Here is a 25,319-nt window from a genome sequence, read left to right on the forward strand (position 1 = left end):
ACGAGAAGAACGGGATCCATGAGCCTCCGCACCCTGCGCGCCGTGCTGTCCGAGGACAGTTCCGTCGGCGCCGGCAACGTCCTGACCACCCGGGTCGAACAGGGACTCGGCCTCGACTCGCCGACCCTGACCTTCGACACCCCCGTCGACGGCCACCCCGCCAACACCGCCCTGACGCTCCGTCAACTCGACCTGGCGGTACGGACGCGGGCGGCCGCCCTGCACGCGCTCGGGGTGCGCCGACGCGATCCGGTGGCGGTGCAAGCCTCCGCGGCGGCCGACCAGGTGCTGGCCTTCCTCGCGCTGACCCGACTCGGCGCCGTCCCGGCCCTGCTCAACCCGGCGCTGGACGTGGACACTTCGGCCCGCTACCTGCGCCGGCTGAACGCGGTCGGGCTGCTCGCGGACGCCGAGCACGCCAAGGCCCTGGCGGGCCTCGACCTGGGCACCGCCCTGCTCGCCGACACCGCCGAACTCGCCGACGGCGACCCGCGGTCCGCGCCCGCGCCGTACCGGCACTGGCCCACCGACCCGGTCGCCATCACCCACTCCTCGGGGACCACCGGCCTGCCCAAGGCCGTGCTGCACTCGCACCAGAGCCTGTACGCGGCGATCCGCCACCGGCTGCTGCTGCCCCGCCCGCAGGGCATCGACCGGGTGCTGAGCGCGCTGCCCGCCGCCCACGCGGCCACCCTGATCGCGGTCAACCTGGCGCTCAGCTTCGACGCCCAACTCCATCTGCTGTCGGGCCAGTCGGGCCCGATGGTGCTGGACGCCGTCGAACGCTGGCAGCCGCTCGGCGTGTACGGCTTCGCCACCACCTGGGCCGACCTGGCCCGGCACGACCTGGCCGCGCGCGACCTGTCCTCGGTCGGCCTGTGGTGGAACACCGGCGACTGCGCGCACGAGACCCACATCCGCCGCCTGGTCGCCCAGGGTTCGCGCGAGACCGCCACCCGGCAGGGCCGGGTCCGCACCGCCGGCTCGGTGTTCATCGACGGCCTCGGCTCCTCCGAGATGGGCCACTCGCACTTCTTCATCACCCACACCGCGGACTCCGACCGCTACGGCCGCTGCGTGGGCCGCCCGCACGCGTTCGTCGACTGCGCGATCCTCGACCCGGACGGCAACGAGCTCGGCCCGGGCCGGGTCGGCGAACTCGGCACCCGCTCCCCCACCCTCGCGGTCGGCTACTGGAACGACTCCGTCACCACCCACCGCACCCGGCTGCGCGACTACTTCCTCACCGGCGACCTGATGTACCGCGACGAGGACGGCTACTACTACCACGTCGACCGCGCCGTCGACACCGTCGACCTCGGCGAGGGCCGCCTCCTGCACACCGCCGCCGCCGAGGAACGCGTCCTGGTCGCCTGCCCGGACGTGCTCGACTGCACGGTGGTGGCGTTCCGCGACGGCGACCGGGTCGTCACGGACGTCCTGCTGCAACTCGCCCCGTCCACCGGTGTCGGCGACGACCCGGCCGACGACCGCACCGCCCGGGTGCTGGCCGCGCTGGAGCCGCACGTCGCCGACACCGTGCGCGCGGTGCTCGCCGTGCCGGACGAGCAGATCCCGCTCGGCCCGACCGGCAAGGTCCGCAAGGGCCTGCTGCGGCAGCAGCACCTGGCCGCGGCGGGCGCCCGGTGAACGCGCCCGCCGCGCAGATCACCGGCATCGGCTGGGTGACGCCGCTGGGCCGCGGCGTCCCGGAGGTGTTCCGCGCCCTCGTCGAGGGCCGCTCCGGGCTGACCGCCCCGGCCGCGGACCACCCGGCGGCGGGCTGGCTGCGGGCCGCCGGCATCGCCCCGCCCGTGCCCGCCACCGAAGTGCTGCCGCCCACCGAGACCCGCTGCGCCGACCGCTTCCTGCTGCTGGCCCTGGCCGCCGCGAACGACGCCCTCGACGATGCGAAACTGACGATCCGTCAGGACTGCGACCCGGAGCGGGCCGCAGTGGTGCTGGCCACCGGCGGCGGCGGGCTGGAGAGCTACGAGCAGCAGGCCGCGGGGCGGCGCGAGCGCGGCCGGGCCGCCGTCAGCCCGTACCTGCTGCCGGGCATGCTGTCCAACATGCCGGCGGCCCGGATCGCCATCACGCACGGCATCCGCGGCTACAGCTCGACCGTGATCACCGCCTGTGCGGCCGGCGCGCAGGCCCTCGCCGAGGGCCTGCGACTGATCCGGGGCGGCGAGGCGGACGTGGTGGTGTGCGGCGGCGCGGAGGCCCCGCTGCACCCGACCATCGCCGCCGCGTTCGACAACTCGCGTGCCCTCGCCGCTGGTTGGGACGACCCGACGCAGGCATCCCGGCCGTTCGACGCCCGCCGCAACGGGTTCGTACTGGGCGAGGGCAGCGCCGTCCTGGTGCTGGAACGCGCCGAGCACGCGGCCGCCCGCGGCGCCTCGGCGTACGCGGAGCTGTCCGGCTGGGGCGCGGCCACCGACGCCCACCACCCGACCATGCCGCGCCCCGACGGGGCCGGCGCGGCCAGTGCGATGCGCGCTGCGCTGCGCTCGGCGGGCCTGGACGCGTCGGCGGTGGACTACGTCAACGCCCATGGCACGGGCACCAGGTTGGGCGACCGGGCGGAAGTCCTGGCGCTGCGCGAGGTGTTCGGCGCGGCCGACCCGCTGGTCAGCTCCACCAAGGGCGCGACGGGCCATCTGCTGGGCGCGGCCGGGGCGGTGGAGGCGGCGGTGTCCGCACTGGCCGTCGCCGAAGGCCTGCTGCCGCCCACGCTGAACCTCGAACAGCCCGACGCCGACTGCGAGTTGCGGCACGTCCGCGGCTCTGCGGTCCGCCGTCCGGTGCGTCACACCCTGTCCAACTCGTTCGCGTTCGGCGGGCACAACCTGAGCCTGGTGTTCGGCCCGCCGAGCATCGCGGCCAAGCAACTCGGCGTCTCGGCCGGGCACTTCGGAGGGGACTCATGACCGTGGCGGGCATCGCCTATCTCGAACTGTACGCGGAGGACGCCCACAAGTACGCCGCGCAACTGCGCGACGACTGGGGCTTCACGCTGAGCAGCCCGGCCCGCAACTCGCCCGGAACGGTGCAGGTGTTGGCCCATCAGGGCTCGATCCGGCTGCTGGTGACCTCGGCGGTGGACGCCGAGCACCAGGTGACGGAGTGGGTCCGGCGGCACGGCGACGGCGTGGCCGTGATCGCGCTGCGGCACACCGACGGGGTGGCGGCGGCGGTGGCGGCCGAGCGGGCGCTGAACGCGGGCGGCGGCTGCCTGGACGGGGCGGGCACGGTCTCCGGGTTCGGCGACCTGGCGGTGCGCTTCGCCGACGCGCAGGATCTCCTTCCGGACGGTGAACTCCCGGGCCCGGGAGGCCTGTTGTCACTGGACCACGTGGCGATCGTGGTGCCGGGCGGGCAGTTGGACGCCTCGGTGGAGTGGGCGGTGCGCGGCCTGGGCTTCCGGGAGATCTTCCGCGAGTACATCGAGGTCGGCGCGCAGGCGATGGACTCCCGGGTGGTGCAGAGCCCGTGCGGCTCCGTCACGTTCACCCTGCTGGAGCCGGACACGTCGCGGTCGGCCGGTCAGATCGACGGCTTCCTGGAGGCGCACGGCGGTGCGGGCGTCCAGCACGTGGCCTTCAGCACGGCCTCGATCACCGCGTCGGTACGCGAGTTGAGCGACCGCGGGGTGGCGTTCCTGAGCACTCCGGGCGCCTACTACCGGGCGCTGGAGGCGCGGCTCGGCCCGACCGGCATCCCGGTGGCCGACCTGCGCGACACCAACGTGCTGGTGGACCGCGACCACGGCGGCGAGCTGTTCCAGATCTTCGCGCGCTCCACCCACCCGCGCCGCACCTTCTTCCTGGAGCTGGTGGAGCGGCGCGGCGCCGGCTCGTTCGGCACCGCCAACATCAAGGCCCTGTACGAGGCGGTGGAGCGCGAGCGCGCCGTCACCGCGGACCACTGACCGAAGGAGATCCCTCACGTGGCCACCACCACCGAGCCGTTCGAGCTGTCGGAGGAGGAGTCGGCGCTGCTGCCGACCGCCGAGGAGGTGCTGGAGTACGCGGAGCGCGGCTGGTACCTGTCGCGGCGGCTGTTCAGCGACCAGGAGCTGGACGTGCTGCAGGCCGCCACCGAGCGCTACTACGCGGGCGAGCGGGACCGTGAACTTCCCGACCGTCCGCCGCACTTGGCGTCCTGGACGCCGGCCGACGGGCCGGTGCAGCGGCACAACGACTACGTGCACTACGAGCACGCGGAGATGGGCCGCATCCTGCGCAAGCCGCTGCTGGGCGCGGTCGCGGCGCGCCTGGCGCAGGCCGAGGAGATCCGGGTGTTCCAGGCGACGCTGATCTACAAGCCGCCGGTGCCGGGCGAGCCGAGCAACGTGGTGCCGTGGCACTTCGACAAGCACTACTGGCAGACGTCCACCTCGCAGCGGATGCTGACGGCGTTCCTGCCGTTCCACCACTGCACCGAGGAGATGGGCACCATCACCATGGTGGACGGCAGCCACCGCTGGGAGGAGCGCCCGGGCGGCGACGACTCGACCCGGCACTTCGCCGCCCGCGACCGCGCCGAGCTCGACCGACTCCTCCACGAGAACGCCGAGTTCAACGGCGCCGAGGTGCGCACGGTGCCGGTGGAGATCCCGCGCGGGCACGTCTCCTTCCACCACTGCCGGACCTATCACGGCTCCGGCCCGAACCGGTCCGCCCAGCCGCGCCGGGCGGTCTCGCTGCACCTGCAGGACGGTTCGAACCGCTACCGCTCGTTCCTGAAGTCGGACGGCTCCCCGGTGGTGTACAACCACGACGCGGTGGTGCGGCGCACGGCGGCCGGCCGGCCGGACTACGCGGACCCGGAGTTCTGCCCGGTGCTGTGGCGGTCGGGCCGGTGAGCCTGCCGCACCTGGCCGACCGGGCCGGACGGTACCGGGCGATGCGGCTGATCCGCTCGTTCGAGGAGCTGGCGCTGGAGTGGGTGCGTTCGGGCCTGATCGTCGGCGGCACCCATCCGTACATCGGCCAGGAGGCGGTGGCGGTCGGCGTGTGCGCGGCGCTGACGGCGGACGACCAGTTGACGTCCACCCACCGGGGCCACGGACACGTGCTCGCCAAGGGCGCCGACCCGGGCCGGCTGCTGGCCGAACTGGCGGGCCGGGTCGACGGATTGAACCGGGGCCGGGGCGGGTCGATGCACGCTGCGGACTTCTCGCTGGGCATCCTCGGCGCGAACGGCATCGTCGGCGCGGGCGCGCCGATCGCGGTCGGCGCGGCCTGGGCGGCGCAGCGGCAGGGCCGGCCCCGGGTGGTGGCCTCGTTCTTCGGCGACGGCGCGCTCAACCAGGGGGTGCTGCTGGAGGCGTTGAACCTGGCGTCGATCTGGCGGGCCCCGGTGCTGTTCGTGTGCGAGAACAACGGCTACGCGACGACGCTGCCGGCCGGTGCGGCGGTCGGCGGTTCGGCGTGCGGCCGGGCGGAGGCGTTCGGCATTCCGGCGGAGACGGTGGACGGCATGGACGTGGAGGCGGTCCGGGCGGCGGCGCAGCGGCTGGCGGAGCGGGCACGGGCGGGCGGCGGCCCGGGGTTCCTGGAGTGCCTGACGTACCGTTTCGAGGCGCACCACACCATGGAGCGCCGGTTCCGTCTCTCCTACCGCGCCCCGCAGGAGGTCGCGGCCTGGCGCGAGCGCGATCCGCTCGTCTCCGCCGCCGCGGCCCTGCCGCCCGCCGAGGTCGCCTCGATCGACGCCGATATCTCACAACTTCTTTCCTTGGCTGCCGAGTTCGCGCTAGCTTCTGCGGAACCGGATCCGGCGACGGCCGACGATCACCTGTACGCGAGCGGGCTGCGGCCCCGGTCGGGAGCGGCACTGTGACCCTGCTGTCGTACGCGAAGGCGATGAACCGGGCGCTGGCGGACGCATTGGCGGCCGACCCGGCGGTGTGCGTGTTCGGCGAGGACGTGGGCGCGGGCCTGGCCGGGTTGACGCTGGGCCTGCAGCAGCGCTTCGGCACCGAGCGGGTGGTGGACACGCCACTGTCGGAGCAGGCGTTCACCTCGGCGGGCATCGGCGCGGCGCTGGCCGGGATGCGCCCGGTGATCGAGTTGCAGATCCCGTCGCTACTGTTCCTGGTCTTCGAGCAACTCGCCAATCAGGCCCACAAGTTCTCGCTGATGACGGGCGGCCAGGCGCGGGTCCCGCTGACCGTGGTGGTGCCGGGTTCGGGCTCCCGCAGCGGCTGGGCGGGCCAGCACTCGGACCATCCGTACGGCCTGTTCGCGCACGTCGGCATCAAGACGCTCGTCCCGGCGACGCCCACCGACGCGTACGGGCTGCTGAGTTCGGCGATCGCGGACGACGACCCGGTGGTGCTGTTCGCCCCCGCGGGCGCCCTGGGCGTCCGCGAGGACGTGACGGCGCCGTTGGCGCCGGTGCCGCTGGGCGTGGCCCGGACGCATCGGCCGGGCGCCGATGTGACGGTGCTCGCCGTCGGGCACCTGGTGCATCAAGCCCTCGCGGTGGCCGAGGAGTTGGCGGACGAGGTGTCGGTGGAGGTGCTCGATCCGCGCACCCTGTACCCGCTGGACCGGGCCGCGCTGCTCGCCTCCCTGGAGCGCACCGGGCGGCTGGTGGTGCTGGACGACTCCAACCGCTTCGCCGGGTTCGCCGCCGAGGCGCTGGCGATCGCCGGCGAGGAAGGCCGGCTGCTCGCCCCGCCGCGCCGGGTGACCCGACCGGACGGCGCGGTGCTGCCGTTCGCCCTCGGCCTGGACCGCGCCCTCCAGCCGGACGCCGCCCAACTGCGGGACGCGATCCGTGCCGTCATGAAGTGACCGGCCGCCGGCCGACAGCCGTCCCGGGACACCCCCGCGCACCCCCAGCTGCACCATGCCACACCCTCACCACATCACCCGAGGAGAGCAGCCATGAGCGACCGCTACCACTGGGACCGCAGCCACCCCGGCCTGACCGCCCTGCGCGAGTCGATCGAGGAGGTCCGCCGCGAGGTGGTCTCCCACCCGATGTACCTCTCGCTGGACAGCCTGGAGAAGGTGCAGACCTTCCAGCAGACCCACGTGTTCGCCGTCTGGGACTTCATGTCCCTGCTCAAGTGCCTTCAGCGGCAGCTCACTTGCGTGACCCTGCCGTGGCTGCCGGACGGTCCGACGGCGAGTCGCCGGCTGATCAACGAGATCGTGCTGGTCGAGGAGAGCGACGAGCTCGGCGAGGGCTACATCAGCCACTTCGAGCTGTACCTGGACGGCATGGCGAGAGCAGGCGCCGACACGGGCCCGGTCGAGGCCTTCCTGGCGGCGATCCGTTCCGGCCGGTCGGTGGCGGAGGCCGCGAAGCTGGCCGACATCCCGCAGGCGGCGGCCGAGTTCACGGCCGTCACGTTCGGGATCATCGAGGACGCGCCGGTGCACTGCCAGGCCGCGGCGTTCGCGTTCGGCCGGGAGGACCTGATCCCGGAGATGTTCGAGCAGGTGGTCCGGATCGACGACTCGGCGGGGCGGCTCGGCGTCTTCAAGGACTACCTGGCCCGGCACATCGAGGTGGACGGCGAGCAGCACACCCCGATGGCGATGCAGATGCTGATCGACCTGTGCGGCGACGACACCGAGTGCTGGGAGGAGTGCGCGGCGACGGTCCGCACCGCGCTGCGGGCCAGGGTCGCGCTGTGGGACGCGATCACCGCCTCGCTGTGACCGACGGGCCCGGCCCCGGCGCGGACAGCTCCGCGCCGGGGCCGGGCCCGGAAAGCCGTGGTGCGACAGGTCAGTTCTGGCCGAGCCACATGTCGGGGCCGAAGACCTCGTAGTGGATGTCGGCGGCCGGCACGCCGGCCTCCAGCAGCTGGGTGCGCACGGCGCGCATGAACGGCAGCGGGCCGCACAGGTAGGCGACGGCGTCGGCGGGCACGGCCACGCCGGTCAGGTCGACCCGGCCGGTGCGCTCGGCGGGCCGCTCGCCCTCGGGGCGCTCGTACCAGACGTGGGCCTCGGCGTTCGGGAGCTTCTCCGCCAGTCGGGCGAGATCCTCGCGGAAGGCATGGGTGGACTCCTGCTGGTCGCCGTGCACGGCGATCACCTTGCGGGTGGCGCCGGTCTCGGCGAGGTGCTCCAGCATGCCGATGATCGGGGTGCAGCCGATGCCGGCGGAGGCCAGCACCAGCGGGCGGTCCTCGTCGACCAGCTGCACATCGCCGAACGGGGCGCTGACCAGCAGGGTGTCGCCCTGGTCGACGTGCTGGTGCAGGTGGGTGGAGACCTCACCGGCCGGGTCGCCGGCGACCCGCTTGACGGTGATCTGCAGGCCGCCGTCGGGCCGGCCGGACAGGCTGTACTGGCGGATCTGCCGCGCGCCGTCCGGGAGCTCGACCTGCACCGAGACGTACTGGCCGGGCTTGTGCGCCGGGACGGGGCCGCCGTCGGCCGGGTGCAGCAGGAAGGTCGCCACGTCGGCGGTCTCGGCGGTGCGGGAGACCACGGTGTAGGGGCGGCGCTCGCCGTGGGTGCCGCTCTCCTCGTACAGGCGGGCCTCAAGGGCGATCAGCGCGTTGGCCATCAGCCAGTACACCTCTTCCCAGGCCTCGGCGACCTCGGGGGTGACGGCCTCGCCGAGCACCTCGACGATGGCGGCGAACAGGTTGTCGTGCACCACCTGGTACTGCGGGCCGGTGACGCCCAGCGAGGCGTGCTTGTGGGCGATGCGGGCGAGCATGGCGTCCGGTCGCTGGTCGGGGTTGTTCACCAGGGCGGTCGCGAAGGCGGCTATCGAGCCGGCCAGCGCCGACTTCTGGCTGCCGTCGGCCTGGTTGCCCCGGTTGAACAAGTCGCGCAGCAGCTCGGGGTGAGCGGTGAAGAGCCGGTTGTAGAACGATCCGGTGATCTCCTCGATGGCCGCCCCGACCACGGGCAGGGTGGCACGCACGGTCTGCGCGGACTTCTCGGACAGCATCCGAAGCTCCAAACTCGCATCTGAGATGCGCATTTTAAGGTGTGGGAATACCTGCGGAATACCTTGTGGTGACTGCTCGACGGCGGACTGCCGGACACTGACGACCTGCGGGTGGAAAACGCTTTCCGGGCACGCCGGGACGAGCCCGGACGATCCCGAACCGCACCCCGCCCGAACCGGGCCGGGCTATCCGCGCCCGGGCAGTCCGAGCAGGACCGGGCCGGTCGGCGGACCGACCAGGTCGGCCACCGTCAGCGGGTCGAGCGTCGCGAAGAATGCTTCCTGCGCCCTGCGCAGCAGCCCGCGCAGTCGACAGGAGTGTCGCAGCGGACACGGCGGCTCATCCTCGCAGCCGACCACGTCCCCGGCGCCCTCCAGTTCCCGGACGATCCGGCCGAGCGATCCGGTGCGGCCGGCGGCAGTCAGGGCAAGCCCACCACCGCGCCCGCGCCGGGCCTCGACCACGCCCAGGTGCTGGAGACGGCTGACCACCTTCGCCGCGTGGTTGTAGGGGACGTCGACCGCCTCGGCCACCTCGCGGGTGGTCGGGGTCTGGTCCTCGTCCAGCACCGCCAGCCGCATTGCGATGCGCAGTGCGATGTCGGTGCTCTTGGTCAGCCTCACGGCGCTGACTCTATCCAATTCGGCATCTTGGATACCAATTAGCCGAATGTCTGCTGCGTCACGTTCCGCCGCCCGCCCCGAGGGCCGCCTCGAAGGCCGCCCGGCGCCCGGTTCCACGACCCGATTCCGCACCCGGCTCCACGCCCGCACCGCACGGCCCGCACGCACCGCACGGCCCGGCGACAGTTTCGCCCCGGCCTGCCCGGCCCGTCGGCGGTGATCCCGGTCACCACTGTGCGCCGTACCCGCCGGCGGCCCGGGTCCACCCGTAGGCTCGGCACCTCCCGCTCGACGATCTTCCCCGCATTCCCTGCGCTCCCCCGTGTTCCCTGCGCTCCCCTGTACTCCCCTGCGTTCCCCTGTGTTCCCCACTCCCCCGCGACGGAGGCCCCCGGTGACGGCACGTCAACTCCTCGATCTGCTGGTCGACCCCGGTAGCTTCGCCTCCTGGGACGAGCCGATCACCACCGAGCCGGCCGACCCCGACTACCGGGACGCACTGGCCGGGGCCCGCGCCCGCACCGGGCTGGACGAGGCGGTGCTCACCGGCCGCGCTCTGCTGGACGGCCGCCCGCTGGCGCTGATCGCCTGCGAGTTCGGCTTCCTGGGCGGCTCGATCGGCGTCGCCACCGCCGAGCGGATCACCCGGGCCGTGGAGCGCGCCACCGCCGAGCGCCTCCCCCTGCTCGCCCTGCCGGTCTCCGGCGGGACCCGCATGCAGGAGGGCTCCGCCGCGTTCCTGTGCATGGTCCGGGTCACCGCCGCGGTCCACGCCCACCGGGCCGCCGGCCTGCCGTACCTGTCCTACCTGCGCAACCCCACCATGGGCGGCGTGTTCGCCTCCTGGGGCACCCTCGGTCACCTGGTCCTCGCCGAACCGGGCGCCCGCCTGGGCTTCCTCGGCCCGCGCGTCTACGAGGAACTGCGCGGCGAACCGCTGCCGCCCGCCGTCCAGCGCGCCGAGACGCTCGCCGCCAACGGCCGCCTGGACGCCATCGTGCCGCCCGACCGCCTGCGCCCGTTCCTCTCCCGCGCGCTCACCGTCCTCACCGTCCGGCCGCCCGAGGCGGGTTCGCCGCCACCGGCCGTCCTCGATGTCGCCCCCACCGCCGAGGACGCCTGGGAGTCGGTGCTCCGCAGCCGCCGGCCGGACCGGCTCTCCGCGCTCGAACTCCTCTCCCAGACCGCCGAGTTGCTCCTCCCGCTGGACGGCGACAGCGCCCTCGTCCGGGCCCTCGCGCTGATCGACGGACGCCCGGTGATGGTGGTCGCCCAGCAACGTTCCGGCCCCGACCGTCCCGAACTGCCGTTCACCGCCGCCGACCTGCGGGCGGTTCGGCAACAGGCAGAGCTGGCCGAGGAGTTGGGCATGCCGCTGCTCACCGTGGTCGACACGGTCGGCGCCGAGCTCTCCGTCGAGGCCGAACTCGACGGTGTGGCACTGGAGATCGCGCACTGCCTGACCACCTTGGTCGGCCTGCGCACCCCCGTCCTCGCCGTCCTGCTCGGCCAGGGCAGCGGCGGCGGCGCGCTCGCCCTGCTGCCCGCCGATCGCGTCATCGCCGCCCAGCACGCCTGGCTCGCCCCGCTGCCGCCCGAGGGCGCCTCCGCCATCGTCCACCGGGACGGCGAGCACGCCGCTCAGCTCGCCCGCGCCCAGGGCATCACCGCTACCGCGCTCGCCGCCACCGGCCTGGTCGACCAGGTCGTCCCCGAGACCGACGACCCCGCCGACCTGCGCGCCGACCTCGCCGTCGCGATCACCCACGCCCTCGCCGAACTCGCCCGCCTCCCCGCCGCCGACCGCCTCGCCGACCGCCGCACCCGCAACCGCCGCCTCGGCGGCCCGCCCACCACCGGCTGACCACGCGTCCCACGCCCTCCGGGAGTCCGAGGCACCTGTCACCACCCCTGCATCTCTGCACGCTCGCCGATTCGAGGGATTGGCCGCGGCGTTCCGCAACGGACGGTCCGCAACGGGAATCCCCCGTCCGAAGAGGCACCCGCTCCCAGCCGGGCGTCCTCGGAAGGGAGATCAGTCATGCGTCGTCGTCTCACGGGAATCGGCCTGCTGGCCGCCGCCGGCGTGCTCGCCCTCTCGACGCCCGCCCAAGCGGCCACCGGCCTCCTGGTGGTGAACGGCGTGGCCCACCACAACCCGCCGCGCGGCTGCTACAGCACCACGTCCCCCGTGACCGTCGAGAACTTCACCGACTCGGCGGTGCTGGTGCACGCCGCGGCGAACTGCCAGGGCCCGGTGACGGCGGAGGTGGATCCCGGGAAGTCCGCGAAGACCTTCGGGGTGAGCTACTTCGTCCTCTGAGGCCGCGTCCCACCGCGCCGGAGGGGGCCGGCCGGTGGCACATCCGGTGCCTCACGCGGCGCAATTCGCTGCAACTCGGCGCAAGTCAGCGCGGCTCGGTGCAACCCGGCGCAACCCGGCGCAGCCGACCGGTAGTTCACCGGGATCCGGCGGGCGGGCCGATCCGGCGTCGGGTCGGGTTGCGCAGCCAGTCGGCGAGGACGGTGAAGTCCCGTTCGGTCAGGCCGACTTCGGGGTCGATGCGGTGGAGCAGCGCGGGGCCCGGGTGGTGCTGGGCGACCCACTCACGGTCGCGTTCGGTGATCTCGTCGTCGACCCAGGCGAACGGGGTGCCGGCGGCATGGGCAACCAGGGCGGGGGTCTTCCAGTGGACACCGGGCGCCGGGTCGGACGCGTCGAGGGGCGGGTCCGGCAGGACAGGGAGCGGGGGGAGGCCGAGCAGCGGGGCGAGGCACGCATTGGCGTCGTCGAACCAGGTGGTGGCCCAGATCAACCGACAGGGCAGCGCAGCGAGTTGCGGGCCCAGGGCGGGGTTCACCCGGGTCAGCAGCGGGTTCGACCCGCCGGTGAGCTCACGGATGCGGCGTTCCGTCAGGTGGGTGCGGTGCCGTGCCGGGTCGCCGCCGAACGGGATCAGTGGGCCGTCGACGTCGAGGTAGAGCAGAGGCAGCGGGGGCGGCGGGGGCGGCGGAGACTCCATCGGGGTCGATGATGCCCGAGGCGGAGGCTCCGCCGCACCTGTCACACCGTCAGCAGCGCCTCGGCCAGCCAGTCGGCGGTGTCGGGCAGCCAGTCCGCCGGTGCGTTGCCGAGCAGGTGGTTGCCGTACGGCACGTGCAGCACCTCGGCGTGCGGGAGGTCGGCGGCGAGCGCCTCCGCGTTGGTCATGCCGGGGATCCGGTCGTCGCCGCCCTCGACCAGCAACAGTGGGCCGCGCAGCTGCGGCGCGAGCGCGGCCAGGTCCAGGCGGTCGGCGAAGTCGCGGGCGGCGTCCGGGCCGCCGCACCGCAGGCCGAGGGTGGCGGTGACGAACGGGACGAACCTGTCCCACTCCAGCCGGTACGGGCCGCTGACCAGTACCGCCGCCCGCACCCGCGAGTCATGGGCGGCGACCGCCGCGGCGAGGTACCCGCCCAGGCTGAGGCCGACCACGGCGATCCGCTCGAGGTCGAGGCCCCACCCGTCGGCGGCGGAGCCGACCCCGGCGAGCGCGTCCAGGGCCCGGGCGACGGCCTTCCGGTGGCCGGTCGCGTCCAGCACCGTCCCGGCGCCCAGCACGCCCTGGCCCGGCCCGTCGATCGCCAGGACGGCGACGCCACGGGCGAGCAGCGCGTCCGCGACGGCGTGGAACTCCTCCTTCGCGGAGTCCATCCCAGGGATCACCACCGCAACGGGAAAGCGCTTGCCGTTCGCCTCCGCGTCCGCGTGTCCGCCCACCTGCGGGCCCGCGTGTCCGTCCACCTGGGGGCCCGCGTCCGCCGGTGTCCGCAGCCAACCCGCGAAGCCGTCGCCGGACAGGCGGCGCGCCTGCGGTTCGAGCAGGGCCAGCGACTGCTCCATCGACCGGTCCGCCTCCCTCGCCAGCTCGGCGGCCCGCGCCCGGTCGGGGTCGGGGATCAGGCCCGCGAGGTGGAACCACCGGGCGGCCAGCCGGTGGCGCTCGCCGGCCGTCCGGGTCCGACCGCGGCCCGCGGCCCGCTCGGCGGCGGCGCGGTGCCTGAGTGCGGCCTCGCGGCAGGCCTCCGGCCACTGCAGCAGGGATTCCAGGGGTGCAGTGACCCGGTCGTACTCGTAGAGGTCGACGCCCGCGCCGTGGGCCCTCGGGCGGGTCTCGGCGACGAAGCCGGCGGCCATGCCGGGGACGGAGAGGAAGGAGAGGTCGGTCATCGGTGTGCGGTCCTCCGGGACACGGGTGTCAGCCGAACTGACAGATCGACAAATCAACATCGAAACGCGGGCAGGTCCGGGGACGGCAACGGCGCAGCGCTCCGCTCCCCCTCAAGCTCAAGCTCAAGCTCAAGCTCAACACTACGATCATCATCAACACATTGATGACTGTCAACGTCGATACGGTGAGCAGGCCTTGTAGCATCGCCGCATGGGAATGCCTGCCAGTGACCGCCTCGGCATCGATCTGCACCTCGCCGACCAGGAGCTGCTGGCCGCGAAGCGCATCGCGGTCGAGCCCGCCGGGCTGACGGTGCCCCAGTACGCGGCGCTGTTCGTGCTCGCCGAGAACGCGGGCATCAGCGGCGCCGCACTCGCCCGGGCCTGCCAGGTCACGCCGCAGGCGATGGCCGTGCTGCTCCGCCACCTGACCGATCGCGGCCTGGTGGAGCGCGCCCCGCACCGCTGGCACCGAAACATCCTGGAGACCCGCCTCACCGACCGGGGCCGCGCCGCCCTGGAACTCGCCGACGACCGCGCCAGCGCCGTCGAGCAGGCCCTGCACGCCGAGTTCACCCCCGCCGAACGCGACCACCTCCGCCAACTCCTGGCCCGCGCCACCAGCGCGCTCCGCCGCGCCGCGGACGCCCTCGACTGACCGGCTCGCGGCACCGCCGCCGATCGGCGCGAACGGAACGAGCGGCATTCCGCGACCGGCTGGGCGCAGCGCGCGCCGACATCCGAGCAGGCCGACCGCAACCTCGCGGACTTCGCCCCGCCGAGCCGTCACCGCCGCCGCTCCCCTCCCCGCCCCCGATGGCCCGGCCCCACCGAGGTGACTCACGGGCACCGGTGACTTCGGTGCGCGCAACTCGTTGAACGGGTCGTGCCAGTACCAGGGCAGTCCGGCCCGCCGACCCACCCGCTCACCGACGTCCGGCCCGCGGAGCGGGCCGCTCTCGGCGGGCTGACCCGCGCCTTCCCGCCCGAGCTGATCGACCAGGTACTGCTCGACTGCGGGCGGGTCGAGCAGCGCAGTCGACTGTTGCCGGCCCGCGTGGTGGTCTACTTCGTGCTGGCGATGGGCATGTTCGCCGAGCGCGGCTACCCGGAGGTCGCCCGGCTGCTGGTCAACGACCTGGAGCGGGAGCGTTGGTGGCCGCACGGCAGGCAGGTGCCGACCGCCGCCGCGATCGGCCGGGCCCGGCTGCGGCTCGGGCCGGAGCCGCTGCGCCGCCTGTTCCAGCAGACGTGTCCGCCGCCGGCCGCCTCCACCACCGCCGACGCCTGGTACCGCGGCCGCCGGCTGGTCGCGCTGGACGGCACGATCCTCGACGTCCCGGACACGCCGCCGAACGCCGCGCACTTCGGCCGGTCGCTCGGCAGCACCGTCCGGACCGCGCCGCGAACTCCCGCCCGCGCCGGCCGATCCACGCTCCAGGAGCCCGTCAGCTACCCGCAGGCCCGGGTCAGCGCCCTGGTCGAGTGCGGCACCAACAGGGCGCTCGCGGCCGATGTCGGTCCGCTCTCGACCCACGAGCGGGCCCTCGCCGAGGCGATCTACCCGACGTTGACCCGCGACATGCTGGTCCTCGCCGACCGCGGCACGACCGACCCGGCGACCTGGCAGGCCGCCCGCGCGGGCGGCGCCGACCTGCTCTGGCGGGTGCCGGGTCATCTCCGACTCCCGCTCACCGCACGGCTGGCGGACGGCTCCCACCTGACCGGTCCGGCCACGGCCTCCGATCCGACCGGTCCGGCGGCCCCGAGCGTTCCGAGCGTTCCGATCGTCCCGACCGATCGGGGGCGTGAACGCGTCTGCCCGGCACAGGTCCGGGTCATCGACTACACGCTCGACACCGACCGCCTGGGCGCCCCGCCCCACCGTCTGCTGACCAGCATCCTCGACCCGGCCGCCGCCCCGGCCGCCGATCTCGCCGCCCGCTACGCCCAGCAGTCCCGCAGCGGGGCGGCGCTCGACCACCTGACGCCTCCTCATCCGGCGCGCACCCTGCGTTCGCGCCACCCCGACGGCATCGAGCAGGAGATCTTCGCCCTGCTGCTCCTGCACCGCGCCTTCCCCGCCTCACCCGGCGCCGCGCCCACCGCCCCGATGCCGCCCGCGGTCCAGCTGGTGTCCGAGCCTCGTTGAGGGCTCCCGCACGCCCCGGTGTGGCCAATGTCGCACCGTGGATCTCCGCAGCTCGTGGGGGGTGTGGCGGCCGGCTGCGGGTAGGCTGCGGCTGCCCGTCCCCCGAGCTGTGAGGAGTTTGCGCGTGTCTGCGATCACCGTGGTGGGGGTCGGTGCGGACGGCTGGCCGGGGCTGTCCCGGGCCGCCCGGGAGGCGTTGACCGCGGCGGAGGCCGTACTGGGCGGGCCGCGGCAGCTGGCGCTGCTGCCGGTCGAGGTGACGGCGGATCGGGTGCCGTGGCCGTCACCGTTGCGGCCGTCGGTGCCGGGCCTGGTGGCCCGTTTCGCGGGGCGGCGGTTGGCGGTGCTGGCGAGCGGCGATCCGATGTTCTACGGGATCGGCCGGACGCTGATCGAGTGCGGTGTGCCGGCCGGGTCGCTGCGGGTACTGCCGCATCCGTCGTCGGTGTCGCTCGCGTGCGCCCGGCTGGGCTGGCCGGTGGAGGAGACCGAGGTGGTGACGCTGGTCGGCCGCGCCCCCGAGGCGCTGCACGCAGCGCTCTACCACGGCCGCCGAATACTTGTCCTGAGCAAGGACGCCTCGACGCCGGCCCTGGTCGCGAAGCTGCTGACGGACCGCGGATTCGGGCCGAGCCGCCTGCGGGTGCTGGAGCAACTCGGCGGCCCCACCGAGGCGTTGCACGAGGGCGTGGCGGACGGCTGGTCGCTGCCGCCGGGTGATCCGCTGAACGTGCTGGCGATCGACTGCGCGGCCGCCGACCCGAACGCGCCGCACCAGCAGCTGACTTCCGGCCTGCGCGATGAACTCTTCGAATCCGATGGCCAGCTGACGAAGCGTCACATTCGTGCGGCGACGCTCGCGGCGCTCGGTCCGGCCCCGGGCGAACTGCTCTGGGACATCGGCGGCGGCTCGGGTTCGATCGGCATCGAATGGCTGCGGGCGCACCGCAGTTGCCGGGCCGTCAGCGTGGAGCGCGACCCGGTGCGCGCGGAGCGGATCGTCCGCAACGCGGCAGCGCTGGGGGTGCCGCGGTTGCAGGTGGTGCAGGGCGCGGCGCCGACGGCGCTGGCCGAACTCCCCGTCCCGGACGCGGTGTTCGTCGGCGGTGGGCTGACCGTGCCCGGCGTGCTGGAGGCCTGCTGGGCGGCGTTGCGCCCGGGTGGGCGGCTGGTGGCGAACACGGTGACGCTGGAGTCGGAGGCCCTGCTCACGCAGTGGTACCGGCGCTGCGGCGGGGAGTTGGTGAAGCTGAGCGTCGCGCACGCGGTGCCGGTGGGCGGGTTCACGGGGTGGCGGCAGGCGATGCCGGTCACTCAGTGGAGCGTCGTCAAGGGCGGCGACGCCGGGGTGTCCGGCGCGGCCGAGGAAGTCGGAGGAGCAGCGAAGTGACGGTCTTTTTCATCGGTGCGGGGCCGGGTGCGGCCGATCTGATCACGGTGCGCGGCCAGCGCACGCTGGCGCGTTGCGGGGTGTGCCTGTATGCGGGGAGCCTGGTGCCGCAGGAGTTGCTGGCCGACTGCCCGCCGGGGGCGCGACTGGTGGACACCGCGAACCTGGACCTGGACCAGATCATCGCGGAGATCGTCCGGGCGCACCGCGAGGGCCAGGACGTGGCGCGGCTGCACTCGGGCGACCCGTCGGTGTTCTCGGCGATGGCCGAGCAGATGCGCCGCCTGGACGCGGCGGACATCCCGTACGAGGTGGTGCCGGGCGTTCCGGCGTTCGCGGCGGCCGCGGCGGCCCTGAAGCGCGAGTTGACCGTCCCGACGGTCGGCCAGACGGTGATCCTGACCCGGGTGGCCCGGCAGGCGACGCCGATGCCCCCCGGCGAGGAACTGGCCGTCCTCGGCCGGAGCGGCGCCCTGTTGGTCCTGCACCTGGCGGCCCGCTACGTGGACAGCGTGGTGGAGGAACTCCTCCCGCACTACGGGCCGGACTGCCCGGCCGCAGTGGTGGCGATGGCCAGCCGTCCGGACGAGTTGGTGCTGCGCGGCACCCTCGGCGACATCGCCGTCCAGGTGAAGGCCGCGGGCGTCATCCGCACGGCCGTCATCATCGTCGGCCGCACGCTGGCCGCGACCGAGTTCCGCGACAGTCACCTGTACTCCACCACCCGCAGCCGGTAAGCGCTTTCCCGCCCCTCCGCGCGGACACGAACGCACGGAGGGGCGGAGCGAGGGGCACGTGCTCCTCTTCCGCCCCCTCCGCGCCACCGACGCCCCACCGACGCCCCACCGACGCCCCACCGGCGACGCCCGATGCTCCCCGACGGCGACCGGGCCGCGCTCAGTCGAGCGAGGCGACGAACGCCTTCGCGCGGCGGGTGATCTCGGCCCAGTCGCCGGCGGCGACGGTCTGCGGGGGGACGACGTCGGTGCCGGCGCAGACGGCGAGGGCGCCGTGGTCGAGGAAGGCCCTGGCGTTGGTGGCGTTGACGCCGCCGGAGGCGACCAGGGGGATGCCGGGGTAGGGGCCGTGCAGGTCCTTGAAGTAGCCGGGGCCGAAGGCCTTCGCGGGGAAGATCTTCACGGCGGCCGCGCCGAGGTCGAGCGCATCGGCGACCTCGCTGGGCGTCAACGCGCCCATCACGACCGGGATCCCGGCCTCGCGGGCGACGGCGGCGACGGCGGGGCGCAGGCCGGGGGTGACCAGGAACCCGGCCCCGGCGTCGATGCCTTGGCGGGCCTGCTCGGCGGTGAGGACGGTCCCGACGCCGATCCGGCAGCCGGCCTTCGCGGCGGCGGCGACGTGGCGGGTCACGTCCGGTGTGGTGAAGGTGAGTTCGGTCCAGGCGACGCCGCCTTCGGCGAGCGCCTCGCACAGCGCGACCGCGTCCGGGATCTCCGGCGCCCGCACCACGGCTATCACGGGCTGCGCGGTCAACGCCGCGCGCAGGTCGGTCACTTCGGTTCCCATGCTCCCCAACTCCTGTTTCCTGAAAGACGTCTGCCAATGCCTGTCCGGCAGCTCATCGGTCCACCGCCCGCACCAGCCCGTCCGCGTCGCGCCGCAGGGCCCGTCCCGCCAGGTCGCCGGTCGGTTTGCCGTCGGTGAGGGCGGCGACGCCGCCGACCAGGACGTGGGCGATGCCGGCGGCGGGGCGGCGGGGGTGGTCGAAGGTGGCGGTGTCGCGGACGGTCTCCGGGTCGAACAGGACCAGGTCGGCGTGGTGGCCGGGGCGGATCAGTCCGCGCCGGTCGAGGCGCAGCCGGCGGGCGGCGCGGCCGGTCATCCGGGCGATCGACTGTTCCAGGGTGAGGACGCCCAAGTCCCGGCTGTAGTGGGCGAGGTAGCGCGGGAAGGTGCCCCAGGCGCGGGGGTGGGGGCGGGCGCCGACGAGCAGGCCGTCGCTGCCGACGGTGTGCGCGGGGTGGCGCATGATCGCGCGGACGTTCTCCTCGTGGCCGACGTGCTGGAGGATGGTGGTGCCCAACTGGTCGGCGAGCAGCAGGCCGAAGAACGTCTCGGTGCCGGTGCGGCCCTGTTCGGCGGCGAGTTCGGAGACGGTGCGGCCGACGACGGCGGCCAGCGCGGTGTTGCGGACGCCGGAGATCTGGATGGTGTCCCAGTCGGTGACCACGCCGTGGCAGCCGTCGCTGCCGCGTTCTTCGACGTCGACGCGGATGCGTTCGCGTGCGGCGGGGTCGGCGAGGCGGGCGAGGGTGGCCTCGGGACCGCCCTCGGTGGCCCAACTGGGCAGCAGGGCGGCCAGCGTGGTGGATCCGGGCAGGTACGGGTAGGTATCGAGCGTGACGTCGATGCCGTCGGCGAGGGCGCTGTCGACCAGGGCGAGGAACTCTCCTGCGCGGCCTTCGTTGACGCCGAAGTTCATCGTGGCGTGGGTGAGGTGCAGCGGGCAGCCGGACCGCCGGGATATCTCCACCATCTCCGCGTAGCCTTCCAGCGCGCCTGCGCCGTAGGAGCGTTGGTGCGGGGCGTGGTAGCCGCCGCGGGCGGCGACGGTCCGGCAGAGCTCGACGAGTTCGGCGGTGTCGGCGTACATGCCGGGCGTGTAGGTGAGGCCGGTGGACATGCCGACCGCGCCGTCGGCCAGCGCCTGCTCCAGCAGGGCGCGCATCCGGTCGAGTTCGGCTTCGGTGGGGCGGCGGTTGTCCCAGCCCATGGCGAGCATCCGGATGGTGCCGTGCGGGGCCAGGTAGCAGGCGTTGACGCCGATGCCCCGGTCGAGGCGGTCGAGGTACTGGCCGACGGTGCGCCAGTTCCAGTCGAAGCCGTCGGGGTCGCCGTTCCAGCCGGCGAGTTGGCGGCGCAGCGCGGCGAGGGTGGCGTCGTCGGCGGGCGCGTAGGAGAGGCCGTCCTGGCCGAGGACGTCGAGGGTGACGCCCTGGGTGATGCGGGAGGGGTGGTCGGGTTCGACGAGCAGGCTCAGGTCGGAGTGGGCGTGCAGGTCGATGAAGCCGGGGGCGAGGACGAGGCCGTCGGCGTCGATGGTGCGGCGGGCGGTGAGGCCGGGGCCGATCTCGTCGATGCGGCCGTCGGTGACGGTGACGTCGGCGCGGCGGCGGTCGGCGCCGGTCCCGTCGACGACGGTGGCGCCGCGCAGCAGGAGGTCGGGCATCAGAAGTACGTCCTCACCAGGTCGACGACGCGCGGGTGTTGGGCGTCGGCGTGGTCGACGACGGGGATGAGGTTCCACTTGTCGAAGGCAGTGCAGGGGTGGGAGAGGCCGAGGCGGACGACGGCGCCGATCGGGGCGGTCTCGCCGGCGCCGCGCAGGAAGGTGTGCTGGTCGTTCAGGGCGGTGACCTCGGCGCCGGTCAACTCACCGGTCCCTCGGACGAGTTGCGGTTCGGGCAGGCCTTCGTCGAACGGCAGGTCGCGCTTCCCGGCGTCCAGCAGGGCGAGTTGGGGTTCGGGGTGGGAGACGACGCGGGCCCAGCCGTGCATGGCGGAGCGCAGGGGGGTGGCTCCGGTGGTGCGGGCGAGGGGGGAGATGCCGCGGTAGAAGCCGTCGTCGTGGGCGAGGTAGGCGCCGGCCCGGACGACGACCTTGGTGCCGGGGAACTCCTCGGCGAGGGGGGTGAGTTCTTCGGCGACGGCGTCGAAGTAGGCGCTGCCGCCGGCGGTGACCACGGGGGTGGGGGTGGGGTAGCCGGGGGCGAGGCGGCGGTGCAGTTCGGCGAGGTCGCGCAGGTAGTCGCGGACGGTGGCCAGGGCGCGGTCGGAGGCGTCGTGGGCGAGGGCGCCTTCGTAGCCGCCGACGCCGGCCAGGCGCAGCGTGGGGGCGGCGTGCACGGCGGCGGCGACGTCGAGGGCGGCGGGGATGCCGCGGGCCCCGGTGCGGCCGCCGGGGCCGCCGAGTTCGACCAGGACTTCGACGGGGCGCTTCGCGCCGGCGGCGCGCAGCGCGGCGTCCATCTGGCGGACGCTGTCGGCGGAGTCGACCCAGGAGGTGAAGGCGAAGTCGGGGTGCCGGTCGAGTTCGGCGGCGAGCCAGGCGAGGCCGGCGGGGTCGAGCAGGGTGTTGGCGAGCAGCAGGCGCTGGACGCCGAAGGCGCGGGCGACGCGCAGCTGGGGCAGGTTGGCGAGGGTGATGGCGTGGGCGCCGGCGGCGAGTTGGGCCTGCCAGAGGGCGGGGGCCATGGTGGTCTTGCCGTGCGGGGCGAGCAGCACGTCGGCTTCGCGGCACCAGGCGGCCATGGTGCGCAGGTTGTGGTCGAGGGCGGCGGCGTCGAGGGTGAGCAGCGGGGTGCCGAGGCTGTCGAGGGAGGGGCCGGTGGCGAGCCAGTCGCGGACGGTGCGGCCCCAGGCGTCGGCGGGGACGGCCTTGAAGCGCCAGTCGAGGGTTTCGTCGGCGAGGGCGGCGACGGCGTCCCGGTCGATGCCGGGCCCGGGGGCGGGGTCCGCGAAGGAGTGGTGTCCGGTGTGCTGGTGTGCTGCCGTGTTGCCCATGGCTGTGCCTCCGTTCCGGTCCCGGCCCGCCCGACGAGCTGGGATGTTGCAACATGTGCAACCTCTATTGCGCATGTTGGTGTTACGGTTCTAGCATTCACGCCGGACGGCGGTCAACGGACCGCGACGCGGCCCGTCCCCCTTCCCACCAGGTACGCAGCACCGGAACTCACCGCCGAGCGACGGCCGCGCGGGCCGTGTTGGCGGGGGCGGGGAGCACGGGCCCGAGGGTGAGGGAGCGGGATTGATGGCGGATCAGGACGGCGGGGCGGCGACCGGCCGGGCGGTGTGCCTGGGCGAGTCGATGGCGGTGCTGCTGCCCGACCGGCCGGGACCGTTCGAGGCTGTCGGCGCGTTCCGGCCCTCGGTCGGCGGCGCCGAGTCCAATGTCGCCGCGGCGCTCGCCGGGCTCGGCGTGCCGACCGCGTGGATCAGCCGGGTCGGCGCGGACGGCTTCGGCCGCCGCCTCACCGGCGACCTCGCCGCGGCGGGGGTGGACGTCTCCGCCGTGGCGGTGGACCCGCACCGCCCCACCGGCGTCTACCTGAAGGAGACCGGCGGCTCCGACCTGCCGCACGACCTCGGCGCGGGCCGCTCCCGCCTGCACTACTACCGCACCGGCTCGGCCGCCTCCGCGCTCTCCCCCGCCCTGCTGGACGACCCGGCGGCCGCCGCGCTGCTGGACCGCGCCCCGCTGCTGCACCTGACGGGCATCACCCCCGCCCTCTCCGACGACTGCCTGGAGCTGGTCCGCGCCCTGCTGGCCCGCCGCCGCCCCGGCCGGCTCGTCTCCTTCGACCTGAACTGGCGTCCCGCGCTGTGGCGCCGCCGCGACCCGTCGGTGCTCCCGGCCCTGCTGGACGCCGCCGACGTGCTGCTGCTGGGCGCGGACGAGGCCGAGGACGCGTTCGGCACCGGCGACCCGACCGCACTCAGAAAGCGCTTTCCCACTCCCTCCGTGCTGGTCGTCAAGGACTCCGGACACCTCGTCACCGCGCTCGACCGCAACGGCGGTTCGGTCACCGAGCCCGCCCTGCACGTCGAGGTGGTGGAGCCCACCGGCGCGGGCGACGCCTTCGCGGCGGGCTACCTGGCCGGCACCCTGCGCGGCCTCGACCAGCGCTCCCGGCTGCGCCTGGGCCACCTGGCGGCGGCGAGCGCGTTGACCGCGCCCGCCGACCACGGCACCCTCCCGGACGCCCGCACGGTGGCCGCGCTGCTCGCCGCCGACGAGCGGGACTGGGCCGCGACCCGGGTCTCCGCGTCCGGCATCACCTCCCCCGCGATCGCCTCCGCCGCACCCGCCTCCGCTGTACCCGCCTCCCCCGCGGACGCCGGAACCCGTAACCTCCCCGAAGCCCTCGAAACCCTCGGAACATCGGGACACCCATGAGCCAGACCGTCACCCGCGCCCTGCGCCTGCTCGCCGAACTCGGCGAGGGCGAACGCTCCCTGGACCAGCTGGCCGACCTGCTCGGCGTGCACAAGACCACCGTGCTGCGGCTGCTGCAGACCCTGGAGGAGGAACGGTTCGTCCACCGCGACGCCCAGTACCGCTACCACCTGGGCGCGGGCCTGTTCGCGCTGTCCAGCCTCGCCCTGGAGCAGCGCGGCATACGGCGCACCGCCGCCCCGCACCTGGCGGAGCTGAACGCGACGACCGGCCAGACCGTGCACCTGGCCGCGTACGAGGGCGGCGAGGTGGTCTACATCGACAAGTACGACTCGCGGCACCCGGTGCGGATGTACTCGCGGATCGGGCTGCGCGCGGCGCTGCACAACACGGCCGTGGCGAAGGTCCTGCTGGCCGACCTGTCGCCGGTCGAGCGTCGCCGGGTGGTGGGCACCATCGAGTTCACCGTCCACACGCCCAACACCATCACCAGCCCGCACGCGCTGCTCGCCGAACTGGAGCAGGTCGCCGCGCAGGGCTGGGCGCAGGACCACGCCGAGCACGAGGCGTTCATCAACTGTGTGGCCGCGCCGATCCGGGACGCCTCCGGCCGGGTGGTCGCCGCCGCGTCCATCTCCGTCCCGGACGTCGTCCTCCCCTACGAGCAGGTCCTCGACCTGCTCCCCCAGCTGCTCGCCTGCACCCGGGCGATCTCCGCCGACGCGGGCCTCCCCGCCCGCGGGCACCTCTCCTGACGTACCGTCATCTTCCTTTTGGAGCACCGCACATGACCGACAAGACCGAGATCCGCACCGACGGCGCGCCCGCCCCGGCCTGGATGTTCTCGCAGGGCGTCCGCAAGGGCCCGATCCTGCAGGTCTCCGGCCAGGGCCCGCAGGACCCGGCCACCGGCGAGTACCTCCACCACGGCGACGTGAAGGCCCAGACCCGCCGCACCCTGGAGAACGTCAAGGCCATCGTCGAGGCCGGCGGCGCCACCATCGAGGACGTCGTGATGTTCCGCGTCTACCTCACCAAGCGCGCCGACTTCCCGCTGATGAACGAGGTCTACGCCGCTTTCATCGACGAGAACATCAAGCCGGGCGGCGTCAAGCCGTGCCGTACCACCATCTTCGTCGAACTCCCCCAGGAGCCCATGCTGGTGGAGATCGACGCCCAGGCCGTCGTCACCGACTGACGCCGCTGCCGCAGCAGGCTCCGGCCGACCGCCGCGGCCGGCCCCGAGAGGCTCCCGGCCGACCCGCCGGGGGCCTCTCGGCGTGCGGGCGGCCCCGGTTAGGGTGGTGTGTCCGAATCGCGTCGGCTCCGGGAGTCCGCCATGCACGTCCTGATCCTCGGCGGTACCAGTGAGGCCCGTCGGCTGGCGGAGGTGCTGGTCGCCGACCCGGCCCTGCGGGTGACGAGTTCACTGGCCGGGCGGGTGGCCCAGCCGCGGCTGCCTGCCGGAGAGGTGCGGATCGGCGGGTTCGGGGGCCCGGCCGGGCTCGCGGCCTGGCTGCGCGGGCACCGGGTGGACGTGCTGATCGACGCCACGCACCCGTTCGCCGAGACCATGAGCCGCAACGCGGCCCTGGCCGCCGCCGAGACCGGGACGCCGCTGCTGGCGCTGCGTCGTCCCAGCTGGCTGCCGCAGGACGGCGATCGGTGGCATCCGGTGCCGAGTCTGGCCGCCGCGGCCGAGGCCCTGCCCGCGCTGGGCGCCCGGGTGTTCCTGACCACCGGACGGCAGGGCATCGCCGCGTTCGCGCATCTGAACGCCCTGTGGTTCCTGGCGCGTTCGGTCGAGCCGCCGGTGTCGCCGATGCCCGCGGCCGTCGAAGTCCTGCTGGAACGTGGGCCGTTCACCCTCGACGGGGAGCGCGCGCTGCTGCGGGCGCACCGCATCGACGTGCTGGTCACCAAGGACAGCGGCAGCGCCGCCACCGCCCCCAAGTTGACCGCCGCCCGCGAGCTCGGCCTGCCGGTGGTGGTCGTCCAGCGCCCGGCCGCCCCGCAGGGCGTGCAGACCGCCCCGGACGTCGCCGGGGCGGTCGACTGGCTGCGCCAGCTGGCGGGTTGAACGAAC

24 protein-coding genes are annotated in these 25,319 nt (G+C 74.2%); 17 read left to right on the forward strand and 7 right to left on the reverse strand.

The window, feature by feature from the left end; all coding sequences use genetic code 11:
- Positions 1 to 18 precede the first annotated feature (18 nt).
- The 7 genes from CG736_RS04455 (at position 19) to CG736_RS04485 (ending at position 7,688) form a co-directional block, all read left to right on the forward strand.
- On the forward strand, positions 19 to 1,650 hold the full coding sequence (locus CG736_RS04455) for a class I adenylate-forming enzyme family protein (protein ID WP_100584776.1): 1,632 nt from the start codon (positions 19 to 21) through the stop codon (positions 1,648 to 1,650).
- On the forward strand, positions 1,647 to 2,936 hold the full coding sequence (locus tag CG736_RS04460) for a beta-ketoacyl-[acyl-carrier-protein] synthase family protein (RefSeq protein ID WP_100584777.1): 1,290 nt from the start codon (positions 1,647 to 1,649) through the stop codon (positions 2,934 to 2,936). The genes CG736_RS04455 and CG736_RS04460 overlap by 4 nt, the downstream gene beginning before the upstream one ends.
- Entirely contained in the window at positions 2,933 to 3,937 is a 1,005-nt protein-coding gene (locus tag CG736_RS04465; protein WP_100584778.1) for a 4-hydroxyphenylpyruvate dioxygenase family protein, read from the forward strand. The genes CG736_RS04460 and CG736_RS04465 overlap by 4 nt, the downstream gene beginning before the upstream one ends.
- Before the next feature lie 18 nt (positions 3,938 to 3,955).
- Entirely contained in the window at positions 3,956 to 4,873 is a 918-nt protein-coding gene (locus CG736_RS04470; protein WP_100584779.1) for a phytanoyl-CoA dioxygenase family protein, read from the forward strand.
- Positions 4,870 to 5,853 carry a thiamine pyrophosphate-dependent dehydrogenase E1 component subunit alpha gene (locus CG736_RS04475; protein ID WP_232733775.1) on the forward strand — a complete coding sequence of 328 codons (984 nt, stop codon included), beginning with the start codon at positions 4,870 to 4,872 and terminating at the stop codon, positions 5,851 to 5,853. Before CG736_RS04470 ends, CG736_RS04475 begins: the two co-directional genes overlap by 4 nt.
- Positions 5,850 to 6,812 (forward strand): alpha-ketoacid dehydrogenase subunit beta, encoded by a 963-nt coding sequence (locus CG736_RS04480; RefSeq protein WP_100584780.1) that lies wholly within the window; start codon positions 5,850 to 5,852, stop codon positions 6,810 to 6,812. Before CG736_RS04475 ends, CG736_RS04480 begins: the two co-directional genes overlap by 4 nt.
- Before the next feature lie 93 nt (positions 6,813 to 6,905).
- Entirely contained in the window at positions 6,906 to 7,688 is a 783-nt protein-coding gene (locus CG736_RS04485; RefSeq protein ID WP_100584781.1) for a DUF3050 domain-containing protein, read from the forward strand.
- Positions 7,689 to 7,758: 70 nt separating this feature from the next.
- Here CG736_RS04485 and CG736_RS04490 read toward each other — a convergent pair whose 3' ends face one another.
- Positions 7,759 to 8,940, reverse strand: coding sequence for a globin domain-containing protein (locus CG736_RS04490; RefSeq protein WP_100584782.1), 1,182 nt, complete (start codon positions 8,938 to 8,940; stop codon positions 7,759 to 7,761).
- A 186-nt stretch (positions 8,941 to 9,126) separates the two neighbouring features.
- Positions 9,127 to 9,564 (reverse strand): Rrf2 family transcriptional regulator, encoded by a 438-nt coding sequence (locus tag CG736_RS04495; RefSeq protein WP_100584783.1) that lies wholly within the window; start codon positions 9,562 to 9,564, stop codon positions 9,127 to 9,129.
- A gap of 394 nt (positions 9,565 to 9,958) precedes the next feature.
- Here CG736_RS04495 and CG736_RS04500 point away from each other — a divergent pair, with 394 nt between their 5' ends.
- Both CG736_RS04500 and CG736_RS04505 read left to right on the forward strand, forming a co-directional pair.
- Positions 9,959 to 11,428 carry a carboxyl transferase domain-containing protein gene (locus tag CG736_RS04500; protein ID WP_100584784.1) on the forward strand — a complete coding sequence of 490 codons (1,470 nt, stop codon included), beginning with the start codon at positions 9,959 to 9,961 and terminating at the stop codon, positions 11,426 to 11,428.
- A 177-nt stretch (positions 11,429 to 11,605) separates the two neighbouring features.
- Entirely contained in the window at positions 11,606 to 11,887 is a 282-nt protein-coding gene (locus CG736_RS04505) for a hypothetical protein (protein ID WP_100584785.1), read from the forward strand.
- 136 nt (positions 11,888 to 12,023) lie between these two features.
- Here CG736_RS04505 and CG736_RS04510 read toward each other — a convergent pair whose 3' ends face one another.
- Positions 12,024 to 12,587: an HAD domain-containing protein gene (locus CG736_RS04510; RefSeq protein WP_100584786.1), complete on the reverse strand. Its 564-nt coding sequence runs from the start codon at positions 12,585 to 12,587 to the stop codon at positions 12,024 to 12,026.
- Positions 12,588 to 12,628: 41 nt separating this feature from the next.
- On the reverse strand, positions 12,629 to 13,774 hold the full coding sequence (locus CG736_RS04515; protein ID WP_232733776.1) for a S9 family peptidase: 1,146 nt from the start codon (positions 13,772 to 13,774) through the stop codon (positions 12,629 to 12,631).
- A 211-nt stretch (positions 13,775 to 13,985) separates the two neighbouring features.
- Here CG736_RS04515 and CG736_RS04520 point away from each other — a divergent pair, with 211 nt between their 5' ends.
- The 4 genes from CG736_RS04520 (at position 13,986) to cobM (ending at position 18,053) form a co-directional block, all read left to right on the forward strand.
- Entirely contained in the window at positions 13,986 to 14,432 is a 447-nt protein-coding gene (locus CG736_RS04520) for a MarR family winged helix-turn-helix transcriptional regulator (RefSeq protein WP_232733777.1), read from the forward strand.
- A gap of 228 nt (positions 14,433 to 14,660) precedes the next feature.
- Positions 14,661 to 15,926 carry an IS4 family transposase gene (locus tag CG736_RS04525; RefSeq protein WP_100584788.1) on the forward strand — a complete coding sequence of 422 codons (1,266 nt, stop codon included), beginning with the start codon at positions 14,661 to 14,663 and terminating at the stop codon, positions 15,924 to 15,926.
- Positions 15,927 to 16,050: 124 nt separating this feature from the next.
- Positions 16,051 to 17,316 (forward strand): precorrin-6y C5,15-methyltransferase (decarboxylating) subunit CbiE, encoded by a 1,266-nt coding sequence (gene cbiE, locus CG736_RS04530; protein WP_100584789.1) that lies wholly within the window; start codon positions 16,051 to 16,053, stop codon positions 17,314 to 17,316.
- The gene (gene cobM, locus CG736_RS04535) at positions 17,313 to 18,053 is read left to right on the forward strand and encodes a precorrin-4 C(11)-methyltransferase (protein WP_100584790.1); all 741 of its coding nucleotides are present in this window, start codon (positions 17,313 to 17,315) and stop codon (positions 18,051 to 18,053) included. Before cbiE ends, cobM begins: the two co-directional genes overlap by 4 nt.
- Positions 18,054 to 18,213: 160 nt before the next feature.
- Here cobM and CG736_RS04540 read toward each other — a convergent pair whose 3' ends face one another.
- Genes CG736_RS04540 through CG736_RS04550 form a run of 3 tightly spaced genes read right to left on the reverse strand, consistent with a single transcriptional unit; the run spans position 18,214 to position 21,840 of the window.
- On the reverse strand, positions 18,214 to 18,843 hold the full coding sequence (locus CG736_RS04540; protein ID WP_100584791.1) for a bifunctional 4-hydroxy-2-oxoglutarate aldolase/2-dehydro-3-deoxy-phosphogluconate aldolase: 630 nt from the start codon (positions 18,841 to 18,843) through the stop codon (positions 18,214 to 18,216).
- 52 nt (positions 18,844 to 18,895) lie between these two features.
- Entirely contained in the window at positions 18,896 to 20,506 is a 1,611-nt protein-coding gene (locus tag CG736_RS04545) for an amidohydrolase family protein (protein WP_100584792.1), read from the reverse strand.
- Positions 20,506 to 21,840: an alanine racemase gene (locus tag CG736_RS04550; protein ID WP_100584793.1), complete on the reverse strand. Its 1,335-nt coding sequence runs from the start codon at positions 21,838 to 21,840 to the stop codon at positions 20,506 to 20,508. Before CG736_RS04550 ends, CG736_RS04545 begins: the two co-directional genes overlap by 1 nt.
- A gap of 247 nt (positions 21,841 to 22,087) precedes the next feature.
- Between CG736_RS04550 and CG736_RS04555 the strand changes: the two genes are divergently transcribed.
- The 4 genes from CG736_RS04555 (at position 22,088) to CG736_RS04570 (ending at position 25,313) form a co-directional block, all read left to right on the forward strand.
- Positions 22,088 to 23,233 carry a sugar kinase gene (locus CG736_RS04555; RefSeq protein WP_232733778.1) on the forward strand — a complete coding sequence of 382 codons (1,146 nt, stop codon included), beginning with the start codon at positions 22,088 to 22,090 and terminating at the stop codon, positions 23,231 to 23,233.
- Entirely contained in the window at positions 23,230 to 23,988 is a 759-nt protein-coding gene (locus tag CG736_RS04560) for an IclR family transcriptional regulator (RefSeq protein WP_100584794.1), read from the forward strand. Before CG736_RS04555 ends, CG736_RS04560 begins: the two co-directional genes overlap by 4 nt.
- Positions 23,989 to 24,020: 32 nt before the next feature.
- Positions 24,021 to 24,431 carry a RidA family protein gene (locus tag CG736_RS04565; RefSeq protein ID WP_100584795.1) on the forward strand — a complete coding sequence of 137 codons (411 nt, stop codon included), beginning with the start codon at positions 24,021 to 24,023 and terminating at the stop codon, positions 24,429 to 24,431.
- Positions 24,432 to 24,572: 141 nt separating this feature from the next.
- The gene (locus CG736_RS04570) at positions 24,573 to 25,313 is read left to right on the forward strand and encodes a cobalt-precorrin-6A reductase (protein WP_100584796.1); all 741 of its coding nucleotides are present in this window, start codon (positions 24,573 to 24,575) and stop codon (positions 25,311 to 25,313) included.
- Positions 25,314 to 25,319 lie beyond the last annotated feature (6 nt).

This window comes from Kitasatospora sp. CB02891 (genome assembly GCF_002803145.1).
Taxonomy (GTDB): Bacteria; Actinomycetota; Actinomycetes; order Streptomycetales; family Streptomycetaceae; genus Kitasatospora; species Kitasatospora griseola.